This is a genomic window from Brevibacillus sp. NRS-1366 (genome assembly GCF_050467985.1).
The window spans coordinates 1-25928 of the sequence record NZ_JBITPN010000050.1; the positions used below are offsets into that span (position 1 = coordinate 1).

Here is a 25928-nt window from a genome sequence, read left to right on the forward strand (position 1 = left end):
TGAAGATCGTTTGAAATACCAAGATTCATCATAAAACGCTATCCTTTCGTTAGTCAGTCTACCGAAAGAATAGCGTGTTTTCGTTTTGAGGAGGTAGTAATTTCCTTCGCTTGATGGGCATGGGCTAAGACCCCTATCCCTATTTTTTTAAACAGGTCAAGCGAGCCTGTCGCTGCGTCCGTAAATTCACTCCAGCCCGTCGGCCAAGCCAGCAGCATCAGATAAGAGGAAAAAGTAAAGACGATTCCTGCACCTGCACAAATAATCATGGCAGCCTTCGCGACATTCACCCTGGGGTTTATTGCTTCTTCGGCAACGGTCGTTACGGCATCAAATCCAAAATAGGACATGACGAGGATAGAAGCACCAGTAAAAATCACATTCCACCCCACGTCCGGCTTCGCTATCTCGCTGGCATTAAAAAAGGTTTCCCAGTGAATGAAAGTTCCGATTCCCCCTCCACCAGCTATGTATTTCACCAAAAAGATGACCACAATCGCAATAATCGAGAGCTGGGTAATCACAATCGCATTGTTTACCTTTGCCGTTAGGCTAATCCCCAAATAACTCACCGTTGTAACAAAAATCGTCAGTCCCAAGATCCAAACCCATTTCGACATATCAGGAAAAAGCGCTACCATGTAATTTGCCGCAATCACATAAGACAGCATGGGAATCAGCAAATAATCCATCATCACGGTCCAGCCCGTCAAAAATCCAACGTAAGGATTGATCGCTTGCTGCGCATACGTATAAGCTGAGCCTGAAATCGGAAAAGCAGCAACCATGCGGCCATAGCTGTATGCGGTAAACAAGATGGCCAACGCTGTCAGCGCATGGGTGAAGGAGAGCATGCCATGGGTGATATTGGAAACAATTCCGTACATATCAAATAACGTCGTCGGGACCAAAAAAGCTAAACCGTAGAAGACAAGTGATGGAAGCGTAAGAACTCTTTTAAACGCCGGTTCTGCTTGTGAAGATTCGGCTTGCGACGATTCAGGGTTGATTACTACATCAGATTTCATACCATCATCCTCCGATCAGTGGAAAACTCTACACTGCCATCTTGAAAGTCCCTTAACATCTCGTGATAGTGTCGCTGGACAATTGGTAATATCCATAGACATCGCTAGCGAACGGGAAAATTCAGTTCCTTCTGAGACCAGGTTCTGCTTCACAAAACTCCTTTCCCAGCTTTTTTCACAATCATTTCTTTTTCGGAAAGCGCTTGCAAAGCTTCCCTTACGGATGATCTGCTCACGCCTAATATTTTGGTTAGTTCTCGCTCAGAAGGAAGCCTGGCACCTGGTTGAAGATTTTCTTTCGAATCAGGTCAGACCGGTAGGGCCAGTTGGAACAGCAGGAATCCTTATGAAAGCACCTCCTTTGTATTTTACTGCTTTTTATTTTCAAAATTGCAAATGTTGTGCCGTTTTAAAAACAGCCTATTTTGCAGGGAAATTGATTGGTTTTACTAGCTTTTGTTATGAATTGGTGCATAACTATTACTTTCTGCATAACAGAAAGAGGTCAATCACACCAAAAAAGCTGGTGCCGAGTAAGTTCCGACGCCAGCTTGCAGCCTAGAGTGGTCATTCTATGGCTTTTTTCCTTCCCAAATAGGCAAGACTGTTGAATATTTAATTTCTCGCAGCGACAGGTTCGTTTGCAGACGGGATATTCCAAGCCTGTTTAACTTTCGAATAAAGCTGTCCAATTCCCTCCGATCCCTGATGGCTACCTTTAACAGATAGTCATACTCTCCTGTTAAACAATGACACTCTAGCACCTCTGGCATCGCTCGTAATGCGCTCTCCAATATTTCCAGCTGCTCAGCTTGGTGAATATTTGTACTTATAAAAACAAAGCATAATAAATCGAACCCGAGCTTCTCCTGATTCAAGATGGCGACTTGCCGATTAATATACCCCTCACTCTCCAATCGTTTTACCCTCGCATGTGTTGCAGGCGGCGACAAATTCACGCGCCGTGCCAGCTCAGCATTGCTTACCTGCGCTTCTTTTTGCATGATATTTAAAATTTGAAGATCAACCTCATCTAAGATTTTACTTACGAAAGATTCCACGCGATTTTCCCCTTTTCAATTATTCGAAGAGAAGGACGATTTCAATCAAAAAACCGAATGAAATTCTCCAAATAATAATTTTCACTTTCTGTTATTCTCATTTTTTTAAATTATACAAAATGATATTTTGATTAATCAATAAAAATGTTATGTTCATTAATGATTCGGTGAAAAAAGGGGCCAAATGGTATGCGGAATCATTATATGTTGCTTTTACTTTTAACCAGTTTGTTATGGGGAGGAAATTTTGTCTTTGGAAAATCGCTTGTAGACCACGCTTCTCCGCTGACCTTGACGAGCCTGCGCTGGATGATTGCCGTCTTGTGCCTGCTGCCGCTGGTATGGTGGAAAGAAAAAAAGCTAGTGCCCGCACGCGATGCCATTCTCCCCTTATTTTTGATGGGGATCACGGGTGTTGTTCTGTTTAATCTGTTTCAATTTTTAGCATTGGAGAGGACAACCGCGACAAATGCCGGATTAATTTCCACCTTAAATATGGTTTCGATTTCCGTGTTTTCATTTCTCTTTTTAAAAGAGAAAATCAATCTATTGCAAATATTTTCGATGGCTTTTTTGCTCGTTGGCGTCATTCTTGTCCTCTCAAAGGGAAATGCCGACTTCCTGCTTTCCTTTCAATTTAATTCGGGTGATTTATGGATGCTGGCCGCCGTCTGTGTGTGGGGAATCTATTCGATCTGCAGCAAATGGGCGATGACGAAGACTACGCCCATGATGTCTATTTTATATTCGGCGATCTTTGGGCTAATCGTTCTTCTCCCTTTTAACCTCGCTGATTTTACGGTTACGAACATCAACGCATCGTTCATCGGCTCCATTTTGTATACAGGCGTCATCTCAACCGTGGTATGTATGGTGCTCTGGAATATTGGCGTCCAAAAGTTAGGCGCTACCACCTCGGGAATTTTTCTTAATTTCAATCCAATCTTCACGTCCATCTTGGCTTTTCTGTTCATCGGCGAGCAATTGACGTGGATGCAAGGGATTGGGAGCAGTATTGTGATTTCGGGATGCTATTTCTTTTCGCACTTTCAAACAAAAGGGATGGCGAAACGAAAGGAATGGAGGGCACATGTGGATTAGTGGCGTGATGTTTTCAGCAAAAAAACACAAGCCTGCATACGAGAGGCTTGTGTTTCTTGCTACTTCTATTTGCGTGGCATAAATTCTGCGTAAACATCACGGAGTATGTCAAAGCTCTGTTTTTTCCGTTCATGATAGGTTGGTTGATTCCATTTCTCCCATTTATAAAAAACAGGTTCAATGGACGGCGAAACTGTCGATCCCATCTGTTGAATGACTGGCTGAATTTTAATTCCGTCGGTGGTTACAGGTTTGATTTCTCCTGCTTTGTATGGATAATCCCAGACCTGGTGTGAACTCGGGTCAGTAAATCCAATCAGCATCCAAGGAATTCGAATCTCCAAATCATTCTCTTTTGCATACCAATCGGCAAGCGTATTAAAAGCAGGATCATTTGGATCAGAAATACCCGGTTTCATCACACCTACCTCTAGCTCTTCAAACGGAACCCTCTGATTGGTTTCCGGCAGGTACAATCCTCTGTTCAAAGCCAGCTTCCACGGCAGAAATAGCCCTAGCTCTTCATGTTTATAGCGTGGATCGCCCGGTATCAATTTCTTGTCCACTGAGAAGAACCAGGAATGCTGGTCGTAGGCACTGTTCACAAAAATACGGGAGTTTTTCTCCCCGGCCATTTGCAACAGGAATTCGATTCCTGTCGGGAAGTGAATGCCCGGTGCTTTATCTGCAATCTGACTGCCACCCAAAATGGTGTCAAAACCGATGGACAGCTTGTCATTGACAAAATCCCAGACGCCCTGTTTTTTCTGAAGAAGCAAATACAAGTACGACTCATCATGGGTAACGGACAGTTTGAACTCCGGATAGTCTTGCTCTATTTTATCCGTACGTTTCTCCCAATCGGTTGTCTTGCCGTCTACCATCATCATATCGTCTGGGCTGGAACCCGGTTCAACCGCAATGACGCCAAAGTTCTCCTCGTTGGTCAACCGATTTCGCCACATTGCCCTTCGGTCGCGGGGCAACTCCAAATCAAGTGTATTCCAAGTGAACTTGAACCATTCATCCTGCCAAGCGAAAAGAAGGGCTCCATTTAAGTTTTCATCAGCCATGCTCCGGATCATATCCGCATTCATCTCGCCTTGCTCTTTTTCCGTGTGCATCCCCTGATTTTTGCCCATTGGTCCATAATGAGCCATACCACGTGAGCTCGGTACACCAAACTCGGCAACAATCAAAGGAATGCCTTGATGATGCAAACGTAAATCATGTAAATATCCAGCATACGGATTAATCTTGCCGGACGCATCCCGATACACCTGATATTTCGGTTCATAGCGTAAAAAATCTGGATAGTACGGATACACGTGATAGGCGGCAAAATAGCCGGCAGCCCATTCTTGGGTAGGCCCGATATTCATCGGGTCAACGGGTACCAGATCTTCTTGTTCAAGCGGTTCGTTCGGGTGTTTGAGTGGATCGGTGGTTAACCAGTTGGTAAAGGAAACAGGATGCTGCCATCCGTATTTCATCTCCTCTTTTGCCAAAACGTCCAGCATGGACGCTAACCAACTTTCAAATGGGGCCGCCTGCTGCTTCGCAGAAAAATAGGTACCCTGATAAGGGGGCATCCCGACGTGCTTGTCATTCGTTACTTTTACAGCATACGGATACCACTCCGTACCCGTAATCCATCCCAGCAAATAAGCAGATGCATCCGTTCGATATTCACCACTGGCATGACCTCGCACCGCCGGAATGGTAATGTTCCCATGTACAGCATTCACTGCATCCCGAATTTCCTTTTGGAAAGCAGACGTAATGGACTCTTGGTAAGCGTCATTTCCTGCTTCATCCTCTCCAATCAATTCCTCTTCCGGAGACCAAATGCCTTGGAAGAAATAGAGAGGTGTTTCCTTGTCACGGTTATACTCAGCCAATGCTTCATAGAAATAAGGTGGTAAAATAGTATAGATCCGGATGACGCTAATATTCATCTCCTGCATTTGCTTAAACCAACGCAAGTAATCCCACTTTGATGGGCTAAGTTCACCTGGATCGTGACCAGGAGTCGTAGCCCCCAGGTTAATTCCTGCCCAAAAGCGCGGATTCCATGTTTTTCCGTCATACAGCGCAATTTGTCCATTTTCTACTTTTGCCACTTGTTTGACGCCATTCGCTTCAAAGATCGGGACTTGTACTTGTTCATCAACTTCGTCGGCTGTTATTGGAGTACTTACCACATCCTGCAAAATCTTCTTCATCAGCGGCAGATACCCTCGCCAATAAAATGCATCGGAATCTCCTTTGAAATCTGAAACAGCCCACTTTTTCCACAAATCGAGTCCCCAGATTTTATACCACTCTGGAACCTTGTTGCTATCGGCAAAATCACCGGCAAAATAGTACGACGTATATTTGGTATTTTTATGCCGAATGATCGCAGGAAAATCCTCTGTTAAGCCAATCTTTTCCAGCTTTTTCTTGCCTTCGGGCATAACATCCAGGGAATAGTTGGCTAATACTTCAGCACCCTCTTTGGGCTGCATGAATTCAAACCAGTAATAATAAGGGATTGGAGAATCGACATTCATTTCTTTGTCATAAGGAGGGGCAAATGAAAGCTCAACGATCCCTTTCCCAAAATCTTTTTCTTGTTCCAGAATCACTACCTGATCTGCATCAGATACCAAAGCGATTCCGGGGCCTGTAAAGTCCCATTTGCTGCCTGTTTCTTTTTCGTAGTTATTCACCATCCAGACAGGAACTTCCACACCCGGAGTCAAATCCACGAAGTAGCGTCCCATCCACTTCTTCCACTCAACCGATAAGATAGCTTCCATCTGCTTGCGTGTTGCGGGCGAAGTAGGAGAAGCCATAGTATTAAACTCAGCGATCAATGTAGTTCCCTTTTTCAGGTTATGCTGGATCCGCGATACATCTTGATCCGTTAAGCCACCGTATATGAGTGTGGAGCGTGTGCCCTGGGCGTTGTTCGCTTGAAAATCATCGCTGTATACTCCATACGTATCTGCCAGGTAAATTAGCTGCGGCTGATTCTGACTTGTTGCTTCCGGCAAATCCTTCACTTGATATTTCCCAGCTTCTCCTGGAAAAAAACCGAAGTAGTCTTGGTCACTAGCAAAGCTGCTGCCAGTCGTTTTATTGAGAATCTTGAAGTGGTTCAGCGCCCACATGAGACCTTTATGCTCCCGATAATCCTTATTCGGGACAGTCTTGTCCAAAATCCACACCGAAAGCGAATTCGTCGGACTTAGCTGCCAAACGATAAACGGTATGGCAATGATAAACGCCACTACAATACTTATTTGTATTATTTTACTTTTCATATCCTTCACCCAATCCTCTTATGCGGATACACCTTTCCGTTTCATTGTGCCCCACCCTTTATTTTTACCGCGCATAATTGAGAACAGTGCCTGGACTCTCCAGAACGTCATAATCGGTCGATACCAGAACACTTCTGTTAGGGCAAAGAAAAATAATCGGTTTAGTTCGGAGACTTTTTGATGCTTACCTAACCGCCACTCTTCCAGCAGTACAGCGCCCATCGATAAAAATGATCCATAGATGACCATTAACAGGACAAGCGCCAATGAGTAGGCGAAAAACACTTTGCCGAGAATCAATCCAATTATCAATGCCACGTATCCAAAAAACTCGATGAGCGGCCCCAAAAACTCAACGAAAAAGAAATAAGGCATAGCCAACGTTCCGATCCTGCCATATTTGGGGTTGAACAACATTTTTTTATGAATTCGGAGACTTTCAAATAGCCCACGATGCCATCTGATCCGTTGCGTTCGCAGCGAAGCCAAATCTTCCGGTGCTTCTGTGTAACAAACCGGATCTGCCACATAGACGATTTTCGCTCCCCATTTCTTGTCGAGATTCATTCGATGCAGGCGGACCACAAGCTCCATATCTTCTCCGACCGTATCGGCCCGATAACCTCCTACTTGAATAACCCTGGAGGTTTTAAACACACCAAAAGCGCCTGAGATAATCAGAAGCAAATTTTCATGACTCAGGCCCATTCTCCCCATTAAAAATGCCCGCATATATTCTATGATTTGGATCAACACAATAGGGTTGCGAGATAACCGCTTCTCTTCCATCTGTCCTTTGACGATGATACTGCCATTCGCTAATAGGACATTTCCTCCTGATGCGAGGACTTCTTGTTCGGCATTATCAATGATAGGCTTCATGACTTTGAGGAAAGAATCAGGTTCCAACACAGTGTCTCCATCAATTGAAGCGAAGTAAGGATACTTTGCCAGATTAATCCCTGCGTTTAAAGCGTCTGCTTTTCCTCCGTTCACCTTATCAATCAAAAATAGAGTTGGATATAGCTCCGATTGATAGACACCCTTTACGAATTGGGTCTGGATTCCGTTTCGTTTCTGCAACACCTTATTTTTGATGGGAACCATCTTGAATCTGGCTAAGACTTTTTCCAGTGTGGTGTCGGTTGAGCCGTCATTCACAACAATAACTTCAAACTCTGGATAATCAAGCCTCCCGCTGCCGGTTACGAGTGACAGCACGCTACCAATGATCCCAGCTTCTTCATTGTAGGCAGGGACAATGATGGATAACGGTGGGGTAAAGGCAGAACCCTTCATTTGTTTGTAAGGTTCTATTTGATGTAGACCGCGTTCCTTTTTCAACCGACTGAAGGCCAGCAGAAATAAGATCATGTAAAAGAGACAGATCGCAATCATATAAATAAAAATAATTTGATTCACGACTATAAAAAAAGAGACGAAAAACTGGTAGACATTATTCATAAACCGTTCCCCTCGCCATCCACTCCATGGCAATTTCTCTTGCGTACAAATCAGCATGTGACGCTGCAATTTCCTGTAGCCTTTCTTTGCCATGCTTAAATTTCCGGATCGATTTGGCTGCTTCTACTCTCACGTTATATGAGCTGTCACTAATGAAACGCTCTAAGTAAGGAATGAAGCAGTCATTTTTGATGTTGCCCATCAGTCTGGCTACCATCATCTTCTCTACTGCTGCCTCAGGGGTATGCCAATAATTGTCCTCTTCCTTTTTCTCGATCATCCGCAGAATCATCTCCGGTGAAGTCAGGCATCCAAGAGAACCGATCGTCTTAATCGCTCGAATGCGAAGCTCTTTGTCTGTAGAATCATCCTGGACCAAGCTTTCCAAAAGATGTTGAATCTTCTCTGAGCGAAGATTTTTTTCTCTCACAACATCAAGGAAACCCTTCTTCCAATAAAGGGGAAGTTCCTGAAATATTTCCAGATAATGTTCCACGTTGATCTGATCAATGAGTCGGCTCATGACCTGAATTAAAAGAAATGGAGGCATTTCCTTGCTTTCTTTTAACAAATCCTGAAATTGATCGAATTCAAACGTAGCCAGCACATTATAGATCAGATGCGTTTCCTCAGGAGAACATTTCCTCCTCTTTAAGTGCCTTAGCAAATCATCTTGCAAACTTTTTATCCGAAAGAGATCGATAAAATACAACGTATTCATTCGTGTACTCCAATTCCCTTTCCAGAGTCGCTTTTTATAAACAGGAGCAAAATAGGACTCCGCAAATACAACAATGGTATCTTCTTCTGATTCAAGCTTAAAATTAGACAAATACTCACTGAAGAAATCCTCAAGCGCTTCGAATTGGTATCGTTTCACAGGAATGAATGTCTCGCAGCTCTTCCCTGTCAACAAATACGCTTTGATCTCCTGATCATGATTCGAAAGCCATTCCACTTTCCTCTTATGAATGACATGATTCAAGTACTTTCTCCAAACAAGGTACACATAGATCACCATCAGCACGATAAAGAATGCCCCTGCCAGAAGTTCGATTAAAACAAGATCAATCATCTTGACCCCCTGATTAGCCGCCTGATTCGAGCGCGGAGTTCTTTCAACCCAAACGGTTTGACCACATAATCATTTGCCCCTTTTTGGATAGCAAATGCTATATCCGATATGGAGTCCTTGCTCGTCAACATCAAACAAATGTACCGCTTTCTGTCGTACTCTGTTCTGATTTTTTGCAGGAGCTCCAGCCCATCCATCTTGGGCATGATTCTATCAATAATCAGCAGATAACGCTGATTCTGACGATGCCAAGGATCCTCGAAAAATTCTTCACCGTTTGAATAAGCCCTGATCTCGATATCCATCATTTCATCCCCGATGTCTTCAAGCTGGTCTTTCAACATTTCCCGTATGAAACGGTCATCATCAATCACTGCAATGAGCAGTTTTTGATGAGCTTGAGACAGCTCCTCAGTACGATCGATAACCCTCTTTTCCCCTTGTTCTCCTTCAGGGAACTGCATCATCGAAAGACATGTATCTGGAGAATGGATTGCATCCGAAAACTCTAATACCACGCAGGAAAAAGTGGCCTGCACTTCTCCGTCTGGTATTTGAAACTGAATTTGCGAAAATCGGTCGATTAAGCGGTTCATCAATTTGATCGCATCTTCTCTGTAGGTCTTGGGCAGGATCAGGATGCATTCTTCATCTTTATAACGACACAAGACATCCATTGGCCGGACACTGCGCTGGATATGGTCAATCAATCCTTTTATAACTGCATCCCTCGCTGTAAATTGATTCGGCTTTGTTATCTCATGAAGCTCATCGATCTTTATATGTACCATAGTAAATGGCTCTAGGGATCGCTTTACATCATTTAATTGCCGCTCGATTTCATGCAGCAAGAATCTTTCGTTATAAGCTCCGGTCAGTGGATCTACAAGAATATGACGAAGGACTTTTCTTCTCGTGTCCAGATGTTTTTGTACGCGCAGCATCAATTCCGCAGGCTCAATCGGCAACTCAATCCATTCGTCCGCATGTTTCAAGAGCTCTAACTTTGTTTCTAACGAAATAGTAGTGCCTGCAATCAAAAGAGGCACATATTTATTTTCGCAGCTTGTCTTTATCTCTCTGACAAGCGTGAGTGCGTCTTTCACTGATGACCCTACGAGAATCATTACACATTCTATATCTGCATCTCTTAGCTGCTCCAGGATATCGACACTTTGAGAGCTTGAATCTCTTTTTACGGTTATGTAACTTTTCTCTAGGCATGTCGCAAGAAATTTCAAGCTGAAAGAATCTTCACCAACTAGCAAAAGCCGTGTTTGGTTTCCCACGTAATCTTCCACTCCCTTTTTTCTCTCCAAAAATCTGAAATACAGATGTTGTAATAGCTGTACCTCCTATTCACCCATCGTCTTCATAAGAGCCGGTGAGGTATCTCACCATCCACATCGTACCCAAATGGTACCTATGCCTCATTCCCCTGTAGAAAAGAAACAGCATTTATGGGCAAGTAAAGGAAACTTCCTTGTGACCATAGTAACACTTGAATCTTAACATAATCTAAAAAAATGGAACGATTGGCCCGTACTAAATTTTGGTGAATTTTCTATAACGATTTTCTCAAGCAAAAGGAGACAGAAATGGCTTCTGTCCCCAATTTGCACTACGCATAGCCCCGGGAGATTACAACTGCATCTCAATTGTGGTCCCATCTGCCTCTTCACTGTGAATGGTAATCTCTCCATCATGTGCCTGAATAATATCACTCGCTATGGCCATTCCAAGCCCAGAGCCTTTATGTGCATCTCCCGTGTTGGTTCCTCGATAATAACGGACAAAAATTCTGTTCAGTTCTTCTTTTTTAATCCCTTTTCCATTATCTTTTATGGTAATATGCACTCGCTTCCTCTTTTCAGCACTCACAACGATTTTTACATCGTTATCATTATGAACGACCGCATTGTAGATCAAATTATTGATCGCTCTCCGCATCAAAATTTCATCAACCTCTACGGGTATATTCTCTTGCTTTACAAGGAATTCAATATGTCGCTTGGCGTACTTTGGATCATTCAATATGTCGATCACGATGCTTCGCAGCAGAGTCACAATGTTAACGGTCTTCTTATCGATGGACAGTTCTTTATTTTTTAAGCGTGTCGTTAAATTCAGGTCTTCAATGACTTCTTTTATATATAGCGACTTTTGCTCAATGATCGCCGCGTATTCCCTGATTTCATCTAAGGTAAAATGGTAATCCGGGTCTTTAATCATTTCCGAGTAACCTTGGATGGAAGCAAGCGGTGTTTTCATATCATGGGAAATGTTTGCGATCCATTCCTCTTTTAATTGATCCAATTTCTTTCGTTCCTTCTCGTTTGCTCTCAGCTGATGGGATAACTGATTTAAATGATCGAATACTTGCTGATAAATTCCTTGCGGCTCGTAATGGACATGGAATTGGTTGTTTGCCAAGTTTTTAATCCCATCAATGAGGGAATGGAGCGGTTGTGTAAGTCGCTTGCTAAACATATATCCGATCCACAAAGCAATGAAAATATCGATAATGAAAATAAAAGTTCCAACCTTAGAGATTTGGAAAAAAACCTGATTATCATAGGATATCACGTATCTATTTAAATCGGGGTCTTCAATCCCGATGAAATAACTGTAATGTCGGTCTTTGCCTTCCTTTTCCCCTATAAAAACCGTCGTATCCCCATTCACTTCTTGATACTTGTACATTTGAATCGTATCTGTTGGCGAATATTTTTTCTTTACCCCTTCTGGCACCAGGTAGCCCATGATCTCCTTGCCATTTTCGTCTAAAATTTGGATCCACGCCTTCTTTTTCAGAAGCTCGCTTTTTCCTTCTTCCGTAATCATTACGCCGTCATTTGCAATCGTTATCTGATTCTGGAACTCCCTGGTGAATTGTTCAGGCGGTGTTTCCTTTTTGAGGAATATCGGTAAGTCGAATCCCGACTGAGCTATTACCAAAGCCAACGAAAAAAATAGATTGATGAAAATAACTAGCACGACGACTAAAACAACCGACAGCAAATATCTTCCGGTTACTTTCCATTTCATTGATTATTGATCCTCTACCGTCAATTTGTATCCCAAGCCTTTTATGGTGATCAAATGCTTCGGCGAAGAAGGCTGGTCTTCAATTTTTTCCCGTAATCTTCGAATGTGCACCATGACGGTATTATCAATGCCCGTAAAGTCCTCACCCCAGACCGTGTCGTACAGCCGCTCCTTACTGATCACTTTATTGACATTCGCAAGGAAAAACTTCATTAATCCGAGCTCTTTTGGCTTCAAGTCAATGAGATTGCCGTTCTTATAGAACTCTGCTTTTTGGGGATTCAACTCAAAGGGACCCGCCTTTATTATCGGATCTTCCATGGGCTCGGCTGCCGCATAATCTGCTCTCCGTAACTGGGCTTTTACACGATACGCAAGCTCTTTGGGGCTGAACGGCTTTGTAATAAAGTCGTCTCCACCTATGGCAAACCCCAAAATTTTATCGATCTCTTCCGTTTTAGCTGATACGAATAAGATCGGTATTTTGGAGACGCTCCTCATTTGCTTACAAACCTCATAGCCTTCTCCATCCGGCAGCATAATGTCTAATAAAACCAGGTCTGGCTTCTTGGCTTGAAATTGCATCCATCCTTCTTTTGCAGTCGCAGCCGTTATGACATTCTCGATTCCTTCTTTGGTGAGGACCGTTTTGATCAGCTTCAAAATATCTTCTTCATCGTCAATAATTAAAACCTTTTTGCTAGGCATTCCTTCCTGCCTCCTCCAATGCTACAAACCCTTTTTATGTGAGAGTATGCATGACCCTCTGCCATTTATCAAGCTCGGCCCATTGTCCTTTATAGAAAAATGCGCAAAAGACATTGTCCAAGTCTTTTTGCGCATTCATTTCGACTACTTCACCGTTTGTTTGCCATAGGTCATGAAGCGCCACATTTTTTCCAGCGGCCCCATGTTAAAAAATTTGAACCACAGGCTGCTGAAGATGATTTGTACGATAAAAATCAAGCAGGCAATGATGACCACATTTACCGGAGAGACTGTTTCCAGCCCCATGATTGAGAGGAGTAGCGACCCGATAAAGCTTTGCGCGACATAATTCGTAAGTGCCATCTGACCGACTCGGGAAACAGGCGTAAGAAAGGACCGGACCTTTTCATGCTCCAACAGCAACAACAGGGAGGCTACATAAAACAGGACTGCAGGAATTGTGCCGAGTGAGACGATAAGCTTCGTATCATCTGCTCCACTTTGAGCTGCAAACCAGATCCAGATCGAAAAGCCGGCAACGATCGGCAACGCTCCCATCAGGACCCACCGCATCTGCTTTTTCCATTCACTGACTCGTCTGATCAATTCCGCTTTGGCGACAAGGAATCCGGCCAAAAACATAAGGAGGATCAAGGTAGAATCGGCAGCAATCGCATCAAGCACACTGGATAAGGAGCTTAAGCCCCCTGTAAGCTTCAAAATCAGTGCAATCAGGTACACGCTGGTCAATCCAGCAAGCCACTTACTGATGGTCGCAACTTTCGCTCGGTAAAAGGGAAGCAGGAGAAAACCGATCAGAGCGTAAGCAGGCAGGATGGTCCCCCAAAAGAACAGCACATGAACAATCCCGATGACAAAGAGAGCCAAAAGGCGCCGGGAAAATCTCCTCAACGGCTTATCTCCCCGCTTTTCAGCCCGCGAGGCGAAAATATAGAATCCAACTCCAAACAGGAATGAGAAAATCGAGAAAAACTTCTTTTCCACGAACATGAGGATAAGGGTGTCGATCACTTCATTGATCCCCTTATAAACTGGGATTTCTGTTCCTTCCGTCAGGACAATATAGCCTTTTACATTAATAAACAGGATGCCGAACAACGCAAGACCTCGAATCATATCTAATGCAACGATCCGCTCTTTTTGAGGGATGGATGTGTTCATTTGCTTCTACTCCTTTTCTTTATTGCAACTTTTCCTTCACTTTCTCTGGTCCGCTCCCAGCTACACAGATGATTATAGCCCCCTGCACCTTACACCGTTTTAATCTGAACCTTAACTAAACCTTAAAAAAAAAGAAAACAGCAAACCTCGGAAATGAGATTTGCTGTACAAAGGATATTTACTTTTTCCTTGGGATTATATCTGCTGCATAATCGAAATAGAAGGTACGTTCCCCTTTTTTCATGATAACAATCAGTGCATGGATACATAAGGCAGCGACCATGATGCCAAAAAATGCGAAGATCGCCACCGTCACCCACACATGAATCGGATAGAAGGGCGAGTTCATATCTAGCTCCATACGATTAAAAATAGAGAGAGACGTTGATACCCCCCAAGGCAAATACAGGGCAAAGGACCTTTTCAAGAGGGACTGCCACGAAGGTACACCTCCTCCAAGTCCTGTAAGCTTGAAGCGCAATACATTCGATCCAACCGTTTTGCCGCCCCATAAGATAGGGAGTGCAAAGTAAACGGCCATAAAGCCAACGGTCGTATAGACCATTTCTATCATTTCATTTGAGGTTATGAGCCCAACGGTAAGGAACCAACTTCCCTTAATCAAAAGGAAATCTACCCATACAGCCAAGAGCTGCGACAGCGGAGATACCAAATGACTTTGCTGTATTTTTTCCTTTTTGGCTAAAAGCGTCTTTTTAGAAGGAAACAAAGCCAGGATTACCGGTCCAATTAAAAAACCAACAAGCGCTCCCGTGCTGTTCAATATCAGATCGTCCACGTCAAATATGCGATACGGACAATTGTATATCCCGTAAATTCCCGTTACTTGGGTTACCTCATAAAAAAGGGATAGAGCAAAACCTAACCCAAATGCCCTCTTCCAGTATCGTTTCTCTTGCAAAAAGTATCTGAGATATACGCCAAAGGGGAGGAGTAAGAGGAAGTTAAATGCCGCTTGCCAAAATGCTGGTTGATTAAATACCTGAATGTATGTAGCAGGATTGGACCAAACGATAGAGCTACTATCAAATGTATCTTTCACAAAGGTGAAGGGTACAAGTGAATAGTAAACTGTATCAGGTGATTGATAGGCACACGTATCCCTAGTTGCCGGAAGGGGCAGGAGAACCAGAAATAAAGCCGACAACATATAGTACATTAATGAGTAAGCGACGACGGAAGCCCACGGACTTACATAGCCATATTTCCGATAACTGTAGATCAGCCAAGGGATGACAAGAAAAAAACCGAGCAGGATGAACGCTATAAATGCGGTTTGTATCGGTATGATGTATGCTGACATGCTTACACCTCGTTCATGATTGTATAGAAAGGATCTGTCAACGTACACTCGGCGCCACATCGGTCACGATCGCTGCTATACCATGATCCAATTAAGAAGAAGATACAGCAGCATAGTTCCATTAAGCACTGTCCTCATCCGTTAATGAAATCGCAGATTCGCGAATCAATTGAATGAATGCATCAACAATCTGAGGATCAAAATGCTTCCCACGCTGCTTCTCCACCTCTGCAAGCGTTTCTTCCGGAGTCCATGCCCTTTTGTAAGGACGCTCATGGGTCAAAGCGTCGTAGAAATCAGCAAGAGCCACAATACGCGCTGCCAAAGGAATCGCTTCTCCTTTCAGTCCTTGAGGATAACCGGAGCCATCCCATTTTTCATGATGCGATTGGGCGATGATTCCAGCTAGTTTCAAGAGCGCAAAGGAGCTTCCCTCCAAAATGTTAGAGCCAATCTTCGTATGGGACTTCATACGTTCGAACTCATGAGGCTCGAATCGCCCCGGCTTCAGTAATATATCGTCAGGAACGCCGATTTTACCGATATCGTGTAGAGGAGCCGCCATTCGGATCATATCCACCTCCTGCTCGGCAAGTCCCAACCGCTCTGCAATCAACCCCGATAATCGACCTACCCTTTGCGTATGCCGTCCTGTCATATCATCGCGATATTCTGACGCTCGCCCGAGAAGCTGCAATATTTCAAGTTTAGCCTTTTGAAGGTCTTCCGTTCGTTGGCGCACTCTCTCTTCCAATGTGTTGTTGTACTGTTGAAGCTGATTATGAAGGTACCGGGTTTTCAATAAATTGTTAATGCGGAGAACAACTTCTGTTCGATCAAAGGGCTTCGTCAAAAAATCATTCGCCCCTGCCTGCAGTCCCTGCTGCTTAGCCTCGGATGTGTGATCTGCGGTAAGCATCAATACAGGCAAATAACCATCCGTCTTGGTCTGCTCGCGGATCAGCTTCAGAGCTTGTAGCCCATCCATCCCTGGCATATGTAGATCGAGCAGTACTATATCCGGGTCAACTTCCATGAGCAAATGTTCGATTTGGAGAGGATCCATTGTACTATACAACCGCGTGAATCCCGCGCGGCCCAGAATTCTCTCAAGTAGACTGATGTTGTACTCCTGATCGTCTACAATTAATATTTTTGCCAGCTTGATCTCGTCCATCGATCTTCTCCTTTTTTTATTTCAAAGCCTCTTTATCCTTTTCTTAAAGCCCCATGAATCTTTTCAAGCAACCGTTCCATTACAATTGGCTTGGTATCGAAATCATCACATCCCGCACGGTATGCCTCCTCTTCATCTCCTGCCATCGCATGAGCTGTTAATGCAATAACCGGAATTTCCTTCGTTTCAACAGCGTGCTTCAGCAGTCGAGTTGCCTCCCATCCATCCATAACAGGTAAACTCAAATCCATCAATATCAAATCCGGACGTTGCTGTATAGCTAAATCAATGCTTTGTTTACCGTCTACAGCCGTGATTACCCGAAACCCTTTGCGAGTCAATCGTCGAGATAGCATGTCTCGATTCATCTCGTTATCTTCGACAAGAAGAATAGTATGCAATTCGAATCGTCTCCTTCCTATGCCAACTGCAATGTCTTTAACTCTTCTGATCTGTTGCAACAAATCGACGAATTTCAACCAACAATGATTTATGGTCAAACGAACCTTTTTGAATGACACCTTTCACATAGCCATTTAATTTCAACCGATCTGCCGCTGTGATTGATTTTGCCGTCACAACCACAATCGGTATCTCACTCCATGCTTTCTTATTACGCAGCTCTGCGATGAACTGAAAACCGTCCATCTCTGGCATCATGAGGTCAAGCAAGATCAAGTCAGGCGCTTTACTTGACATACAATCCAAAGCGAGCCGGCCATTTCTTGCCTGTGTAACGGCATATCCTTCTTTTTGCAACAGTCGGGTCATCAATTCACTTGTTGCCGCATCATCTTCAATCACCAAGACATTGTGATCGAAATGATTCGAGACATACTTGTCCATTACGTTAATCAGCCGTTCCCGATTGACCGGTTTTGTTAGGAATTCGGAAGCACCAAGCGAATAACCCAGATGCTCGTCGTTCGTCATCGACCAGATTACGACAGGGGTATCCTGCAGCTCTGGATCGTTCTTGATTACCGACAAAACGCTCCACCCGTCCATCCGTGGCATAAGGATATCCAGGCAGATAACTTTTGGGCGCAGTTTTTTGGCCAACTGAAGTCCTTCCTGACCGCTTGTGGCAAAGGCCAATGTCCATCCTTCTTTGGCGAGATAACGTTTCATCAATTGATGGTTAAACGGCTCGTCGTCTATGAGTAGAATGCTTACCTGACTGTTATCTTCCACATGATCCTGTATGTCCGCAGATTCCTCCATTTCTGGATCTTCTTCAGCGGCAGAAGTCGGGAGCCAGCACGTGAAGGTACTTCCTATTCCTATTTCGCTTTCGACATCGGTAGATCCGCCCATCATGCTGCAGAAGCTATGGCTGATTGCCAGCCCGAGACCGGTTCCCCCATATTTGCGCGTAGTTGAGGAATCGGCTTGTGTGAAGGGCTGGAACAGTTTCTCAACTTGTTCGGGTGTCATTCCAATACCTGTGTCTTTGACGCGAAAGCAATAGCCTGCCCTATTATCACGGATTTCTTGATACACATCTAAAGTAATGATGCCGTCTTTGGTAAATTTGCTCGCATTGCTGAGCAGATTAATCAAGATTTGTCTCAGCTTGGTTACATCCGTTGTCATTTCTCCTTCTACTGAGTGCGTTTCCAACTGATTCCCATTACTATCCATAAGCGGTTTAACGGTCGTAATCACGTCGCGAATGAGACTCGTCACATCGAATGGCTCGAGGTGAATTTCCATTTTGCCTGCCTCAATCTTCGAAATATCTAATATATCGTTAATAAGCGATAATAAATGCTTGCCCGCATTTCTTATTTTCCCCAGATCTTCCACAAAAGTCGGTTCACCAAGTTCCTCGGCTTCTTCAACCAGCATTTCACTGTACCCGATGATGGCATTAAGCGGTGTTCTCAATTCATGGCTCATATTGGCCAGAAACTGGCTTTTGATCATATTCGCCTTGATTGCTTCGTCATGAGCTTGTTCGAGCTGTGCGGTGCGTTCCCTTACCAGCTCTTCCAAATTTTCGTTTAACTGCCGCAGCTCCTGGTTCATCAAATAGATCTCATTTGTTTTCTCTTGAATTTCCGAATCTTTATAAGAGAACCTTTTGGAAATGAAAATCCCGAGTAAACACAAACCCAGTGTAAATAAAGTACCTCCTGAAATGAAATAGCCGAGCCATTTCTGATCCAGTACCATCCCCGAGGATAACGTCGATTTTTCTCCCGAATGAAATTGGGCGGCCATCATCCCCGTATAATGCATGCCAACGATTGCGGCACCCATAACGAACCCACTACCCAGTTTTTTCCATTTTTCTCCACGTTCTCCTCCTTTGCGAAAATAGAACGCTAACCATAATGCTGTGACGGCTGCGATTATCGCGATCACAATGGAGAGGAAAAAATAGAAAGGATCATAAGAGATATCAATTAGCATGGCTGCCATTCCAATGTAGTGCATAGAAACAATGCCAATGGCAAGCAGCATCCCGGCGCCAAGCAATTGACGCAATGTTAGCTGATTACGACCGACAATATTTAGGGCAATAAAGGATGCAATGATGGCCACTACGACTGACAGCAAAACCGTAATCAGGTTATAAGCAACTGGAACAGGTAATGAAAAAGCGAGCATCCCGACGAAGTGCATCGACCAGATCCCCATGCCCATTGCAAACGCGCCGAACAAAAGCCATAACCATCGATTATTCCCTTTGGATTCACTTATCCTTCCGACCAAGTCAAGAACGGTGTATGATGCCACAACGGCAACAACATATGAAAATACAACGAGTGGCGTATCATGCGATCCATGAATGTGCTCCATTCCTTTTCCCCTTTTCTATGTCTTTAATCACGTGTCATGACTGAAGAAAACTGCTCCTGCAGTGATCGACTAATCGTCATCATCATTTGATTCATAGCCAGAATATAATCTAGCATTTGACGGATCATCTGCCGAACGTGTTCGAAGTCGGCCGCGAACTCCTCGACATGCAAGGCGGACTGCCGGTCACTTCTTGCCCTCGCTTTACTTCGGCAAAATTCATTTCATTTTCCTGATGAATGGTAGTCATAATGGCCTGTATTTCTTCCGCGGCGCTGCGGCTTTGCCCCGACAGCTTCCTGATCTCACTCGCCACTACGGCAAAGCCCTTGCCGTGTTCTCTCGCTCTTGCCGCTTCAATAGAAGCGTTCAACTCCCATTCACCTTTAAGTTTAAGTAGTTCTTATCTTTACCTCATCATATCACTATTATCTAGATTATATTGGTATTCAAGTAGATAAAAAGGTTGGCTTACATTTATTAAAACATAATTCTTTTCAGGCATTCACCTAGCAAGAAGACACATCACAGACAAAGTCTAATCTTATCAAATGGATATGAATATACCTCTCTTCACCTCTCGATTCTATCTTCTTGTCTGATGTAGAAACAGTAGAGATTACGACATTTTCCTTTATCGGAACAAGCAAAGAACCTTATCACAAAAGGCCAATCGGAATCATTCCATTGGCCGCGTTTCGTTATGAATAAATAGGTGAATCTATGTCCGCTAGAAGGCTGAACTTCGTCCCAATTGCACCTAACGATTGGGGGTCACTTGAAGTTGGTGATTTCTTTTTCCACTCTATGAATAAGAAATTCCAGATTGTCTTTCCATTCACTCCAACTTTTTGAATCACGCCATAATTCAACAATTTCTCTTATACTATCAGCATCCGTAACTTCATCTCTGATGTCCGTTACGTATCTTAAAATAAACTTCAAAGATTCTTCATCCGCAGTAAATGAGCGTACTTTTCCAAATTCGTTTTCAGCATCATAAAATTTTCCGGTATCAAGATACATGAAATAGAGCTCTGCAAGCGCCATAGCACTGGTATCGTAGAAAAAATCAATTTCATCAAAGGACTCTCCAAAAAAGCCACGATTTTTCATCGCAGTAACAACTTCAGACAGCTTTAAATGATCGGAGTCCAAATGATTTTGGATATAGTCCTGTAAAAAATCAACCACATCCAAACCTTCATCGCTTTCCAATGCTTTGTATCCCCAGGCTCCCATATCAATACTCCTCTCACATTACGGTAAATTACCAATCCCCTATATGCTACCATAATTTTACTTCCCAAGCAGAACCAATCATCTGCCGTATTAATTTTGATTTTCTCCCCATTACGAACCCCTGTCGACTAATGCTACTGTCTCCAAAGGAGGATAACATGAATAAACAAATCCTTAGCGCGCGCCTGACTCTCACAAGACTGGCATTACTATAACGGCTCTTTCTCCCTATCGATAGAGCTGCCAAAGGGATCTCAAAGGAAGTCTAAAGGTGATCCGTTGCAAGGTCCTCTGGATTTCTATTTGGTTAAGAAGGATATTTATCCATTCGTTGTATACCCGGAATGGCGCCATGTTTCACGAATCAGGAACCTTGCTACGTTTATTGTCACCGAGCAAGTAAAAGGAAACTAATCGCCCTTCTATTAATCTTAATTCAAAATTTGATATTCACCTTTGTCGAAGGTTTCCTCTAAATAATTCTCTCCCCATTCACACAGTGCACTTAAGATCGGTGCCATTGTCATCCCTAGTTCTGTAACTGAATATTCAACTTTCGGCGGGACTTGATTGTATACTTTTCGGATAACGATTCCGTCTTCTTCAAGTTCTCTTAATTGTTGGATTAGCATTTTCTGTGTAATCCCCTGAATCATTCGCTTTAACTCACTTGTTCGCCTGGGCCCTTTTGTTAAATGATAAACAATTAGTGATTTCCATTTGCCGCCAATAATACTCATCGCAACTTCAAGCGTACAGTAGTACGTTCTCATTCCCTCAACACCCCTTTGTTTGTGCAATTATTACTTTTTGGTGACTATATGACTAAAAAGTGTGTACTTCTTTTATTAACACTTTTAATTCATAATAGCATCCACAAGGCGATACGAACAGATTCGTCTACAGATGAATCACAAACAGGAGGAAATAGAGTCATGGGTAATGCAAATTCAATTGGAGTGTCCTTGAGTATACAGCAGAAGCTCTTGGTTTTTTCTTTAGTTTTACTGACCTTCGTCACCGGTACAAGCGAATTTGTTATTGTTGGGTTGTTGTCCGAGGTTGCATCTGATTTGGAAATAACGATCTCGACGGCAGGGACGCTTGTATCAGGGTTTGCCGTAGCGGTTGCCATTGGCACACCTATCGTGACCGCTTTGGTCAGCCGCTATCCCACCTATCCGCTGATGCTAGTATGCATCCTGATTTTTATTGCAGGTAATATAATTAGTGCGTTTGCTTCTGTTTATCCTTTGCTTATGGGAGCAAGGGTGGTTACCGCTGTTGTATGCGGTGTAACTCTGACTATAGCTATGACAGTTGCAAGTGAGACGATGCCTGCCGAGAAGAGAGGCACTGTCGTTTCACTCGTATTTGCCGGCTTTACTATCGCAAGTGTTCTAGGTGTTCCGATTGGAACCTTGATTGGGCAAGCAGGCGGTTGGAACATGGCTTTTTGGTTCACAGCTTTTTTAGGCATCATTTCCTTGGTCATGTTGGCGATTACACTTCCGAGAAACCTGAAGGGTGCCAAAACCTCTTTAATAAGCCAATTCAGTTTATTGACACATCCCCGAATTATTTTAGCTTTTTTTGTCCCAACACTAAGCATTGCGGCCACTTATGCAGTTTACACATACATAGCGCCTATATTGGAAGATGTACTCATGATCCCAGTCAGATATACAAGCCTTATTTTGCTGTTATATGGAGTCGCCTCTATATTTAGTACCTTGTTTGCGGGTAAAATAGCTATTCGCAACGGATTGGGGAAATTAAGGTATGTTTTCGTTATACAAGCCGTAATTCTTTCCTCAATGTATTTCACCTTACATTCTGCCATTTCAGGATTGATAAGTATTTTATTTATCGGTCTTACCGTTTACTTATTTAACGTAACATTCCAACTGTATTTAATGGATTTAGCTGGCGAGTACTCTCCTTCAGCCAAAATATTCGCCGCTTCCTTATTTCCCGTATCTGTTAATTTGGGCATTGCTGTTGGAGCAGCAATTGGAGGACTGGTTGCGACCAATATTGGTTTGCTTCATACCGGATGGGTAGGCGGTGTGTTGGCATTAGTTGCATCGCTGCTGACCGTTATTAGCTATCGGTTGCACAGGACAAAATGATATTTATTTGCATTTGTCCTTTAAATGCAAAACCCGTCTCTTTAAAACAGAGACGGGTCATTTAGTCTGTCACTCTAATGGACGCTGCAACGAAGCATTAATGGTGTTAGAGCTTAAAGATATGAATACACGTCGCACCATTGTCTCCGTTAAGATAGCCACCTGCGTTTTCTGTCAATCCCACTTTGGGTTGATTTGGAATCTGACGAGCGCCTGCCTGCCCGCGAAGCTGCCAAGTGATCTCAGCGATTTGCGCGATTCCTGTAGCCCCGATTGGATGTCCGCGGGAAATTAAGCCACCGCTCGGATTGACCGGGATTTTCCCGCCGATCTTAGTGGCCCCCGATTCGATTAACCTCGCACCTTCACCGGGGGAACAAAGCCCTAACTGATCGTACATCAGTAATTCTCCCGATGCGGCAGCGTCGTGAACTTCTACCACTCGCAAATCTTTGGGGCCAATATTTGCAAGCTCAAAGGCTTTTCTCGAAGCTCTCTCTACGGTTTGCATTTCCTCTTGTTTTTGACTACCGGATGTAAGTACGGAAGCCGCGACATAAACTGGTTTGTTTGTATACAAACGGGCTGCTTTTTCACTACAAATAATCGCTGCTGCAGCACCATCACTGATCGGTGAACACATCTTCAGGCGCAGCGGGTCACTAATGATTCTTGATTCTAGAACTTCCTCCAAGCTTTGCGCTTTCTGATATTGTGCATATGGATTTAAACTGCCGTTGTAACTATTTTTTACCGCAATTTTTGCTAAGACCCTCTCATCTATGTCATACTTTGTCATATAATTTTTTATTGTCCACGCATATAAATCCATGAAAATGCTCTGTCCCTCTTTGTGTTCCCCATACCCGGGAAAACTTGACAACTGTTCGATATCTGTACTGCTTTCCAACACGGAAAACACGCGGTTTTTTTCAGGATGAAACATCTTTTCGGCTCCTAAAGCTAGAACGATATCATATAAACCGGAGGCAACCGCCATCCAAGCCAAATGAAAGGCCGTTGATCCGCTAGCACAGGCATTTTCGGTATTAATGATCGGGATTCCGCTCAATCCCGCCGAGCTGAGTATCACTTGCCCTCTAATGCATTCCTGACCCGTAATCAATCCCGCACCCGCATTGCCAACATAAGCCGCTTCGATCTGCGAGAGTTCAATGTTGGCATCTTGAACGGCATGCGTTAACGCTTCTTTTCCCAGATCCTTCAAGCTCTTGTCCGAATGTTTGCCGAATTTAGTCATTCCTACTCCTAACACTACCACCTTCTGCATAATCGTCTCTCCCTTGTTTATTAGTTTACTTGCCGTCCTTGATCGGACCAATAAGGTGCACGTAACGCTTTTTTATCAACCTTCCCGTAAGCGGTTACAGGAATCGAATCTACAAAATGGATTGTCTTGGGCACTTCATATTTAGCTAATCTCGATTTACAGAAAGCAATTATTTCTTCTTCATTTATCCCGGTTTCTGGATGAACAACGACAATTGCTTTGATCGCTTCCCCCCAATGATCATCTGGGACACCTATCACCGCTGCCTGTTTTACCGCAGGATGCTGGAACAAAACACTTTCCACTACAGTACTATAAACATTAAATCCGCCAGAAATGACCATATCCTTTTTGCGGTCCACCAAATATATATATCCGTGCTCATCCCGATATGCCATGTCACCCGTGTGAAGCCAGCCGTCTTTAATAACCTTGGCTGTCTCTTCTTCCAGCTGCCAATATCCTTTCATCATATGCGGACCACGCGTCATAATCTCTCCTACTTCTCCATGGCCCACATCTTCCCCGATTACATTGACAATCCGAACTTGTGAAAGAATAACCTCTCGTCCGCAGGATGCCAACCGATTCTCTTCACCTTGTGCGGTTTGATGATCCTTTTTCGTTAATACTGTAGTTTGATTGGCCACCTCCATCTGGGAATAACTCTGCATCAATATAGGTCCGAACTCTTCCAATGCCTGCTTAATTCGTGTCGGCGCCATCGGTGACGCCCCATACTGTATGGTTTTAAGGGTGCTTAAATCGTATTTCGTTCGCTCCGGGAAATCGAGTAAATGATAGATCATTGTGGGAACGAGAAAGACAAAACTCACTTTTTCACGTTCAACCGTCTCACAAAATGAACGGGGACTGTAGCTTTGGAGCAGAATATGAGTTCCACCTCGGAGGAAACCCGACAGGATGAAAAATCCGGTTGCATGGGCAAGCGGGGCTACATGTAACAGCACTACCCCTCGTTCCAGTTCTTGCTCGACGATTTGACTGTACATTAAGGCGATGGTGGATTTATGGGTGTGCATAACCCCTTTTGAACGCCCAGTTGTCCCTCCGGTGTACATAATGGCCACAAGATCTTCCATTCCAATGGATATCGCAGGATTTTCAAAGGAACTATTTTCGATCAACTGATGCATCATTGACTCCTGGTCGACAGGTTCCTTTCCTGTGTTGATAACAAGGACATCGTAAGGCAAATTCTTCACGATGGTTTGTACAGATGATATCCATTCCGGACTGCTGATAATTGCTTTCGTACCGGAATCTTGCATCCGATATTGTACTTCATTCACACTCAGAAATTGATTTAAAGGAACCCTGACAGCACCGATTTTAGCTATGGCAAAATCCGCCACAACATACTCAATGCTGTTGTAAAGCCAGATGGCAACTCTGTCGCCATGGCAAATCCCAAGTTGGATTAAAGCGTTTGCAAAACCGTTAACCTCTTTTTCTAATTCCGCATATGTAATACTTCTTTGCAGGTCTTTTATAGCCACCTTGTCCGGGTATTGACGGACCGCTTTATCGAACAACTGTCCAACTGTAGTCTCTAGCAAAACTCATCATCCTTTCCTTTTTTTCTGTTTCAAGACTTCTCCGTCCTTTTGAAAGAATCAGTCAGATCCTTTTACTATTCCTTCAGGTCTGAGATAGGGAGGCCCTATGGAGAATCTGCGAAATTAAATCCGAAAATTCAGTTTTTTAATCACCTTTTTATGATTACTGAAGAAGTAATATAAATTTTCGCCTTTTTCCGATAAATGCTTGGAATTAATATATTCTCTAGGAAGTATATTTGTCAATTAAAAAACAAAATAAAGTCACTGACTTAAGTATAATCAAATTCCCTCACAAAAATCATTGACATCCTGAAAGTTATTTAGAATAATCAGAATTACAAACCGCAGTCAGTGACCCAATTTTTCTCTGTCTATAAGAATATATGGTTGCAG

20 protein-coding genes and 1 pseudogene are annotated in these 25928 nt (G+C 43.5%); 2 read left to right on the plus strand and 19 right to left on the minus strand.

Annotation, left to right across the window (positions count from 1 at the left end):
* Window positions 1-53 precede the first annotated feature (53 nt).
* The 3 genes and pseudogenes from ACIFQN_RS28940 to ACIFQN_RS28950 form a co-directional block, all read right to left on the minus strand.
* Window positions 54-1028, minus strand: a complete 975-nt coding sequence (locus ACIFQN_RS28940) for an APC family permease (RefSeq protein WP_429836505.1) — start codon at window positions 1026-1028, stop codon at window positions 54-56.
* A gap of 149 nt (window positions 1029-1177) precedes the next feature.
* A pseudogene (locus ACIFQN_RS28945) lies at window positions 1178-1312 on the minus strand (FadR/GntR family transcriptional regulator); the annotation flags it as partial.
* A 288-nt stretch (window positions 1313-1600) separates the two neighbouring features.
* The gene (locus ACIFQN_RS28950; protein ID WP_429836506.1) at window positions 1601-2089 is read right to left on the minus strand and encodes an Lrp/AsnC family transcriptional regulator; all 489 of its coding nucleotides are present in this window, start codon (window positions 2087-2089) and stop codon (window positions 1601-1603) included.
* A 189-nt stretch (window positions 2090-2278) separates the two neighbouring features.
* On the opposite strand from ACIFQN_RS28950, the gene ACIFQN_RS28955 reads away from it, so the two are divergent.
* The gene (locus ACIFQN_RS28955) at window positions 2279-3190 is read left to right on the plus strand and encodes a DMT family transporter (protein WP_429836507.1); all 912 of its coding nucleotides are present in this window, start codon (window positions 2279-2281) and stop codon (window positions 3188-3190) included.
* Window positions 3191-3255: 65 nt separating this feature from the next.
* Here the strand turns inward: ACIFQN_RS28955 and ACIFQN_RS28960 are convergent, their stop codons facing one another.
* From ACIFQN_RS28960 to ACIFQN_RS29025, 14 genes are all read right to left on the minus strand, one after another.
* Entirely contained in the window at window positions 3256-6501 is a 3246-nt protein-coding gene (locus ACIFQN_RS28960) for a hypothetical protein (RefSeq protein ID WP_429836508.1), read from the minus strand.
* An 18-nt stretch (window positions 6502-6519) separates the two neighbouring features.
* Entirely contained in the window at window positions 6520-7965 is a 1446-nt protein-coding gene (locus tag ACIFQN_RS28965) for a glycosyltransferase family 2 protein (RefSeq protein WP_429836509.1), read from the minus strand.
* Complete coding sequence (locus ACIFQN_RS28970) at window positions 7958-9040, minus strand: HEAT repeat domain-containing protein (protein ID WP_429836510.1); 1083 nt, start codon at window positions 9038-9040, stop codon at window positions 7958-7960. Before ACIFQN_RS28970 ends, ACIFQN_RS28965 begins: the two co-directional genes overlap by 8 nt.
* On the minus strand, window positions 9037-10329 hold the full coding sequence (locus ACIFQN_RS28975; RefSeq protein ID WP_429836511.1) for a response regulator: 1293 nt from the start codon (window positions 10327-10329) through the stop codon (window positions 9037-9039). The genes ACIFQN_RS28970 and ACIFQN_RS28975 overlap by 4 nt, the downstream gene beginning before the upstream one ends.
* A gap of 352 nt (window positions 10330-10681) precedes the next feature.
* Window positions 10682-12088: a sensor histidine kinase gene (locus ACIFQN_RS28980; RefSeq protein ID WP_429836512.1), complete on the minus strand. Its 1407-nt coding sequence runs from the start codon at window positions 12086-12088 to the stop codon at window positions 10682-10684.
* 3 nt (window positions 12089-12091) lie between these two features.
* Complete coding sequence (locus tag ACIFQN_RS28985) at window positions 12092-12796, minus strand: response regulator transcription factor (RefSeq protein WP_429836513.1); 705 nt, start codon at window positions 12794-12796, stop codon at window positions 12092-12094.
* A 144-nt stretch (window positions 12797-12940) separates the two neighbouring features.
* Window positions 12941-13978, minus strand: a complete 1038-nt coding sequence (locus ACIFQN_RS28990) for a DUF418 domain-containing protein (protein WP_429836514.1) — start codon at window positions 13976-13978, stop codon at window positions 12941-12943.
* A gap of 178 nt (window positions 13979-14156) precedes the next feature.
* A complete protein-coding gene (locus ACIFQN_RS28995) occupies window positions 14157-15302 on the minus strand; it encodes a VanZ family protein (RefSeq protein WP_429836515.1) in 1146 nt (381 codons plus the stop codon).
* A gap of 121 nt (window positions 15303-15423) precedes the next feature.
* Entirely contained in the window at window positions 15424-16479 is a 1056-nt protein-coding gene (locus ACIFQN_RS29000) for an HD domain-containing phosphohydrolase (protein ID WP_429836516.1), read from the minus strand.
* Window positions 16480-16511: 32 nt separating this feature from the next.
* Window positions 16512-16880 carry a response regulator gene (locus ACIFQN_RS29005; protein ID WP_429836517.1) on the minus strand — a complete coding sequence of 123 codons (369 nt, stop codon included), beginning with the start codon at window positions 16878-16880 and terminating at the stop codon, window positions 16512-16514.
* Between the two features lie 37 nt (window positions 16881-16917).
* Entirely contained in the window at window positions 16918-19287 is a 2370-nt protein-coding gene (locus ACIFQN_RS29010) for a response regulator (RefSeq protein ID WP_429836518.1), read from the minus strand.
* A gap of 124 nt (window positions 19288-19411) precedes the next feature.
* On the minus strand, window positions 19412-19660 hold the full coding sequence (locus ACIFQN_RS29015) for a methyl-accepting chemotaxis protein (RefSeq protein ID WP_429836519.1): 249 nt from the start codon (window positions 19658-19660) through the stop codon (window positions 19412-19414).
* A 401-nt stretch (window positions 19661-20061) separates the two neighbouring features.
* Window positions 20062-20529 (minus strand): DUF4259 domain-containing protein, encoded by a 468-nt coding sequence (locus ACIFQN_RS29020; protein WP_429836520.1) that lies wholly within the window; start codon window positions 20527-20529, stop codon window positions 20062-20064.
* Window positions 20530-20960: 431 nt separating this feature from the next.
* A complete protein-coding gene (locus ACIFQN_RS29025) occupies window positions 20961-21302 on the minus strand; it encodes a winged helix-turn-helix transcriptional regulator (RefSeq protein ID WP_429836521.1) in 342 nt (113 codons plus the stop codon).
* 162 nt (window positions 21303-21464) lie between these two features.
* Here ACIFQN_RS29025 and ACIFQN_RS29030 point away from each other — a divergent pair, with 162 nt between their 5' ends.
* Window positions 21465-22661, plus strand: coding sequence for an MFS transporter (locus tag ACIFQN_RS29030; RefSeq protein WP_429836522.1), 1197 nt, complete (start codon window positions 21465-21467; stop codon window positions 22659-22661).
* Window positions 22662-22767: 106 nt separating this feature from the next.
* Here ACIFQN_RS29030 and ACIFQN_RS29035 read toward each other — a convergent pair whose 3' ends face one another.
* Entirely contained in the window at window positions 22768-23952 is a 1185-nt protein-coding gene (locus ACIFQN_RS29035) for a thiolase family protein (protein WP_429836523.1), read from the minus strand.
* A 20-nt stretch (window positions 23953-23972) separates the two neighbouring features.
* Window positions 23973-25532, minus strand: coding sequence for an acyl-CoA synthetase (locus ACIFQN_RS29040; RefSeq protein ID WP_429836524.1), 1560 nt, complete (start codon window positions 25530-25532; stop codon window positions 23973-23975).
* Window positions 25533-25928 lie beyond the last annotated feature (396 nt).

What these genes read in the sequence shown, in the direction of transcription:
- ACIFQN_RS28940 (WP_429836505.1), bottom strand. Translation starts at nt 1,028, where the DNA reads ATGAAATCTGATGTAGTAATCAACCCTGAATCGTCGCAAGCCGAATCT.
- ACIFQN_RS28955 (WP_429836507.1), top strand. Translation starts at nt 2,279, where the DNA reads ATGCGGAATCATTATATGTTGCTTTTACTTTTAACCAGTTTGTTATGG.
- ACIFQN_RS28960 (WP_429836508.1), bottom strand. Translation starts at nt 6,501, where the DNA reads ATGAAAAGTAAAATAATACAAATAAGTATTGTAGTGGCGTTTATCATT.
- ACIFQN_RS28965 (WP_429836509.1), bottom strand. Translation starts at nt 7,965, where the DNA reads ATGAATAATGTCTACCAGTTTTTCGTCTCTTTTTTTATAGTCGTGAAT.
- ACIFQN_RS28970 (WP_429836510.1), bottom strand. Translation starts at nt 9,040, where the DNA reads ATGATTGATCTTGTTTTAATCGAACTTCTGGCAGGGGCATTCTTTATC.
- ACIFQN_RS28980 (WP_429836512.1), bottom strand. Translation starts at nt 12,088, where the DNA reads ATGAAATGGAAAGTAACCGGAAGATATTTGCTGTCGGTTGTTTTAGTC.
- ACIFQN_RS28985 (WP_429836513.1), bottom strand. Translation starts at nt 12,796, where the DNA reads ATGCCTAGCAAAAAGGTTTTAATTATTGACGATGAAGAAGATATTTTG.
- ACIFQN_RS28990 (WP_429836514.1), bottom strand. Translation starts at nt 13,978, where the DNA reads ATGAACACATCCATCCCTCAAAAAGAGCGGATCGTTGCATTAGATATG.
- ACIFQN_RS28995 (WP_429836515.1), bottom strand. Translation starts at nt 15,302, where the DNA reads ATGTCAGCATACATCATACCGATACAAACCGCATTTATAGCGTTCATC.
- ACIFQN_RS29000 (WP_429836516.1), bottom strand. Translation starts at nt 16,479, where the DNA reads ATGGACGAGATCAAGCTGGCAAAAATATTAATTGTAGACGATCAGGAG.
- ACIFQN_RS29010 (WP_429836518.1), bottom strand. Translation starts at nt 19,287, where the DNA reads ATGGAGCACATTCATGGATCGCATGATACGCCACTCGTTGTATTTTCA.
- ACIFQN_RS29020 (WP_429836520.1), bottom strand. Translation starts at nt 20,529, where the DNA reads ATGGGAGCCTGGGGATACAAAGCATTGGAAAGCGATGAAGGTTTGGAT.
- ACIFQN_RS29025 (WP_429836521.1), bottom strand. Translation starts at nt 21,302, where the DNA reads ATGAGAACGTACTACTGTACGCTTGAAGTTGCGATGAGTATTATTGGC.
- ACIFQN_RS29030 (WP_429836522.1), top strand. Translation starts at nt 21,465, where the DNA reads ATGGGTAATGCAAATTCAATTGGAGTGTCCTTGAGTATACAGCAGAAG.
- ACIFQN_RS29035 (WP_429836523.1), bottom strand. Translation starts at nt 23,952, where the DNA reads ATGCAGAAGGTGGTAGTGTTAGGAGTAGGAATGACTAAATTCGGCAAA.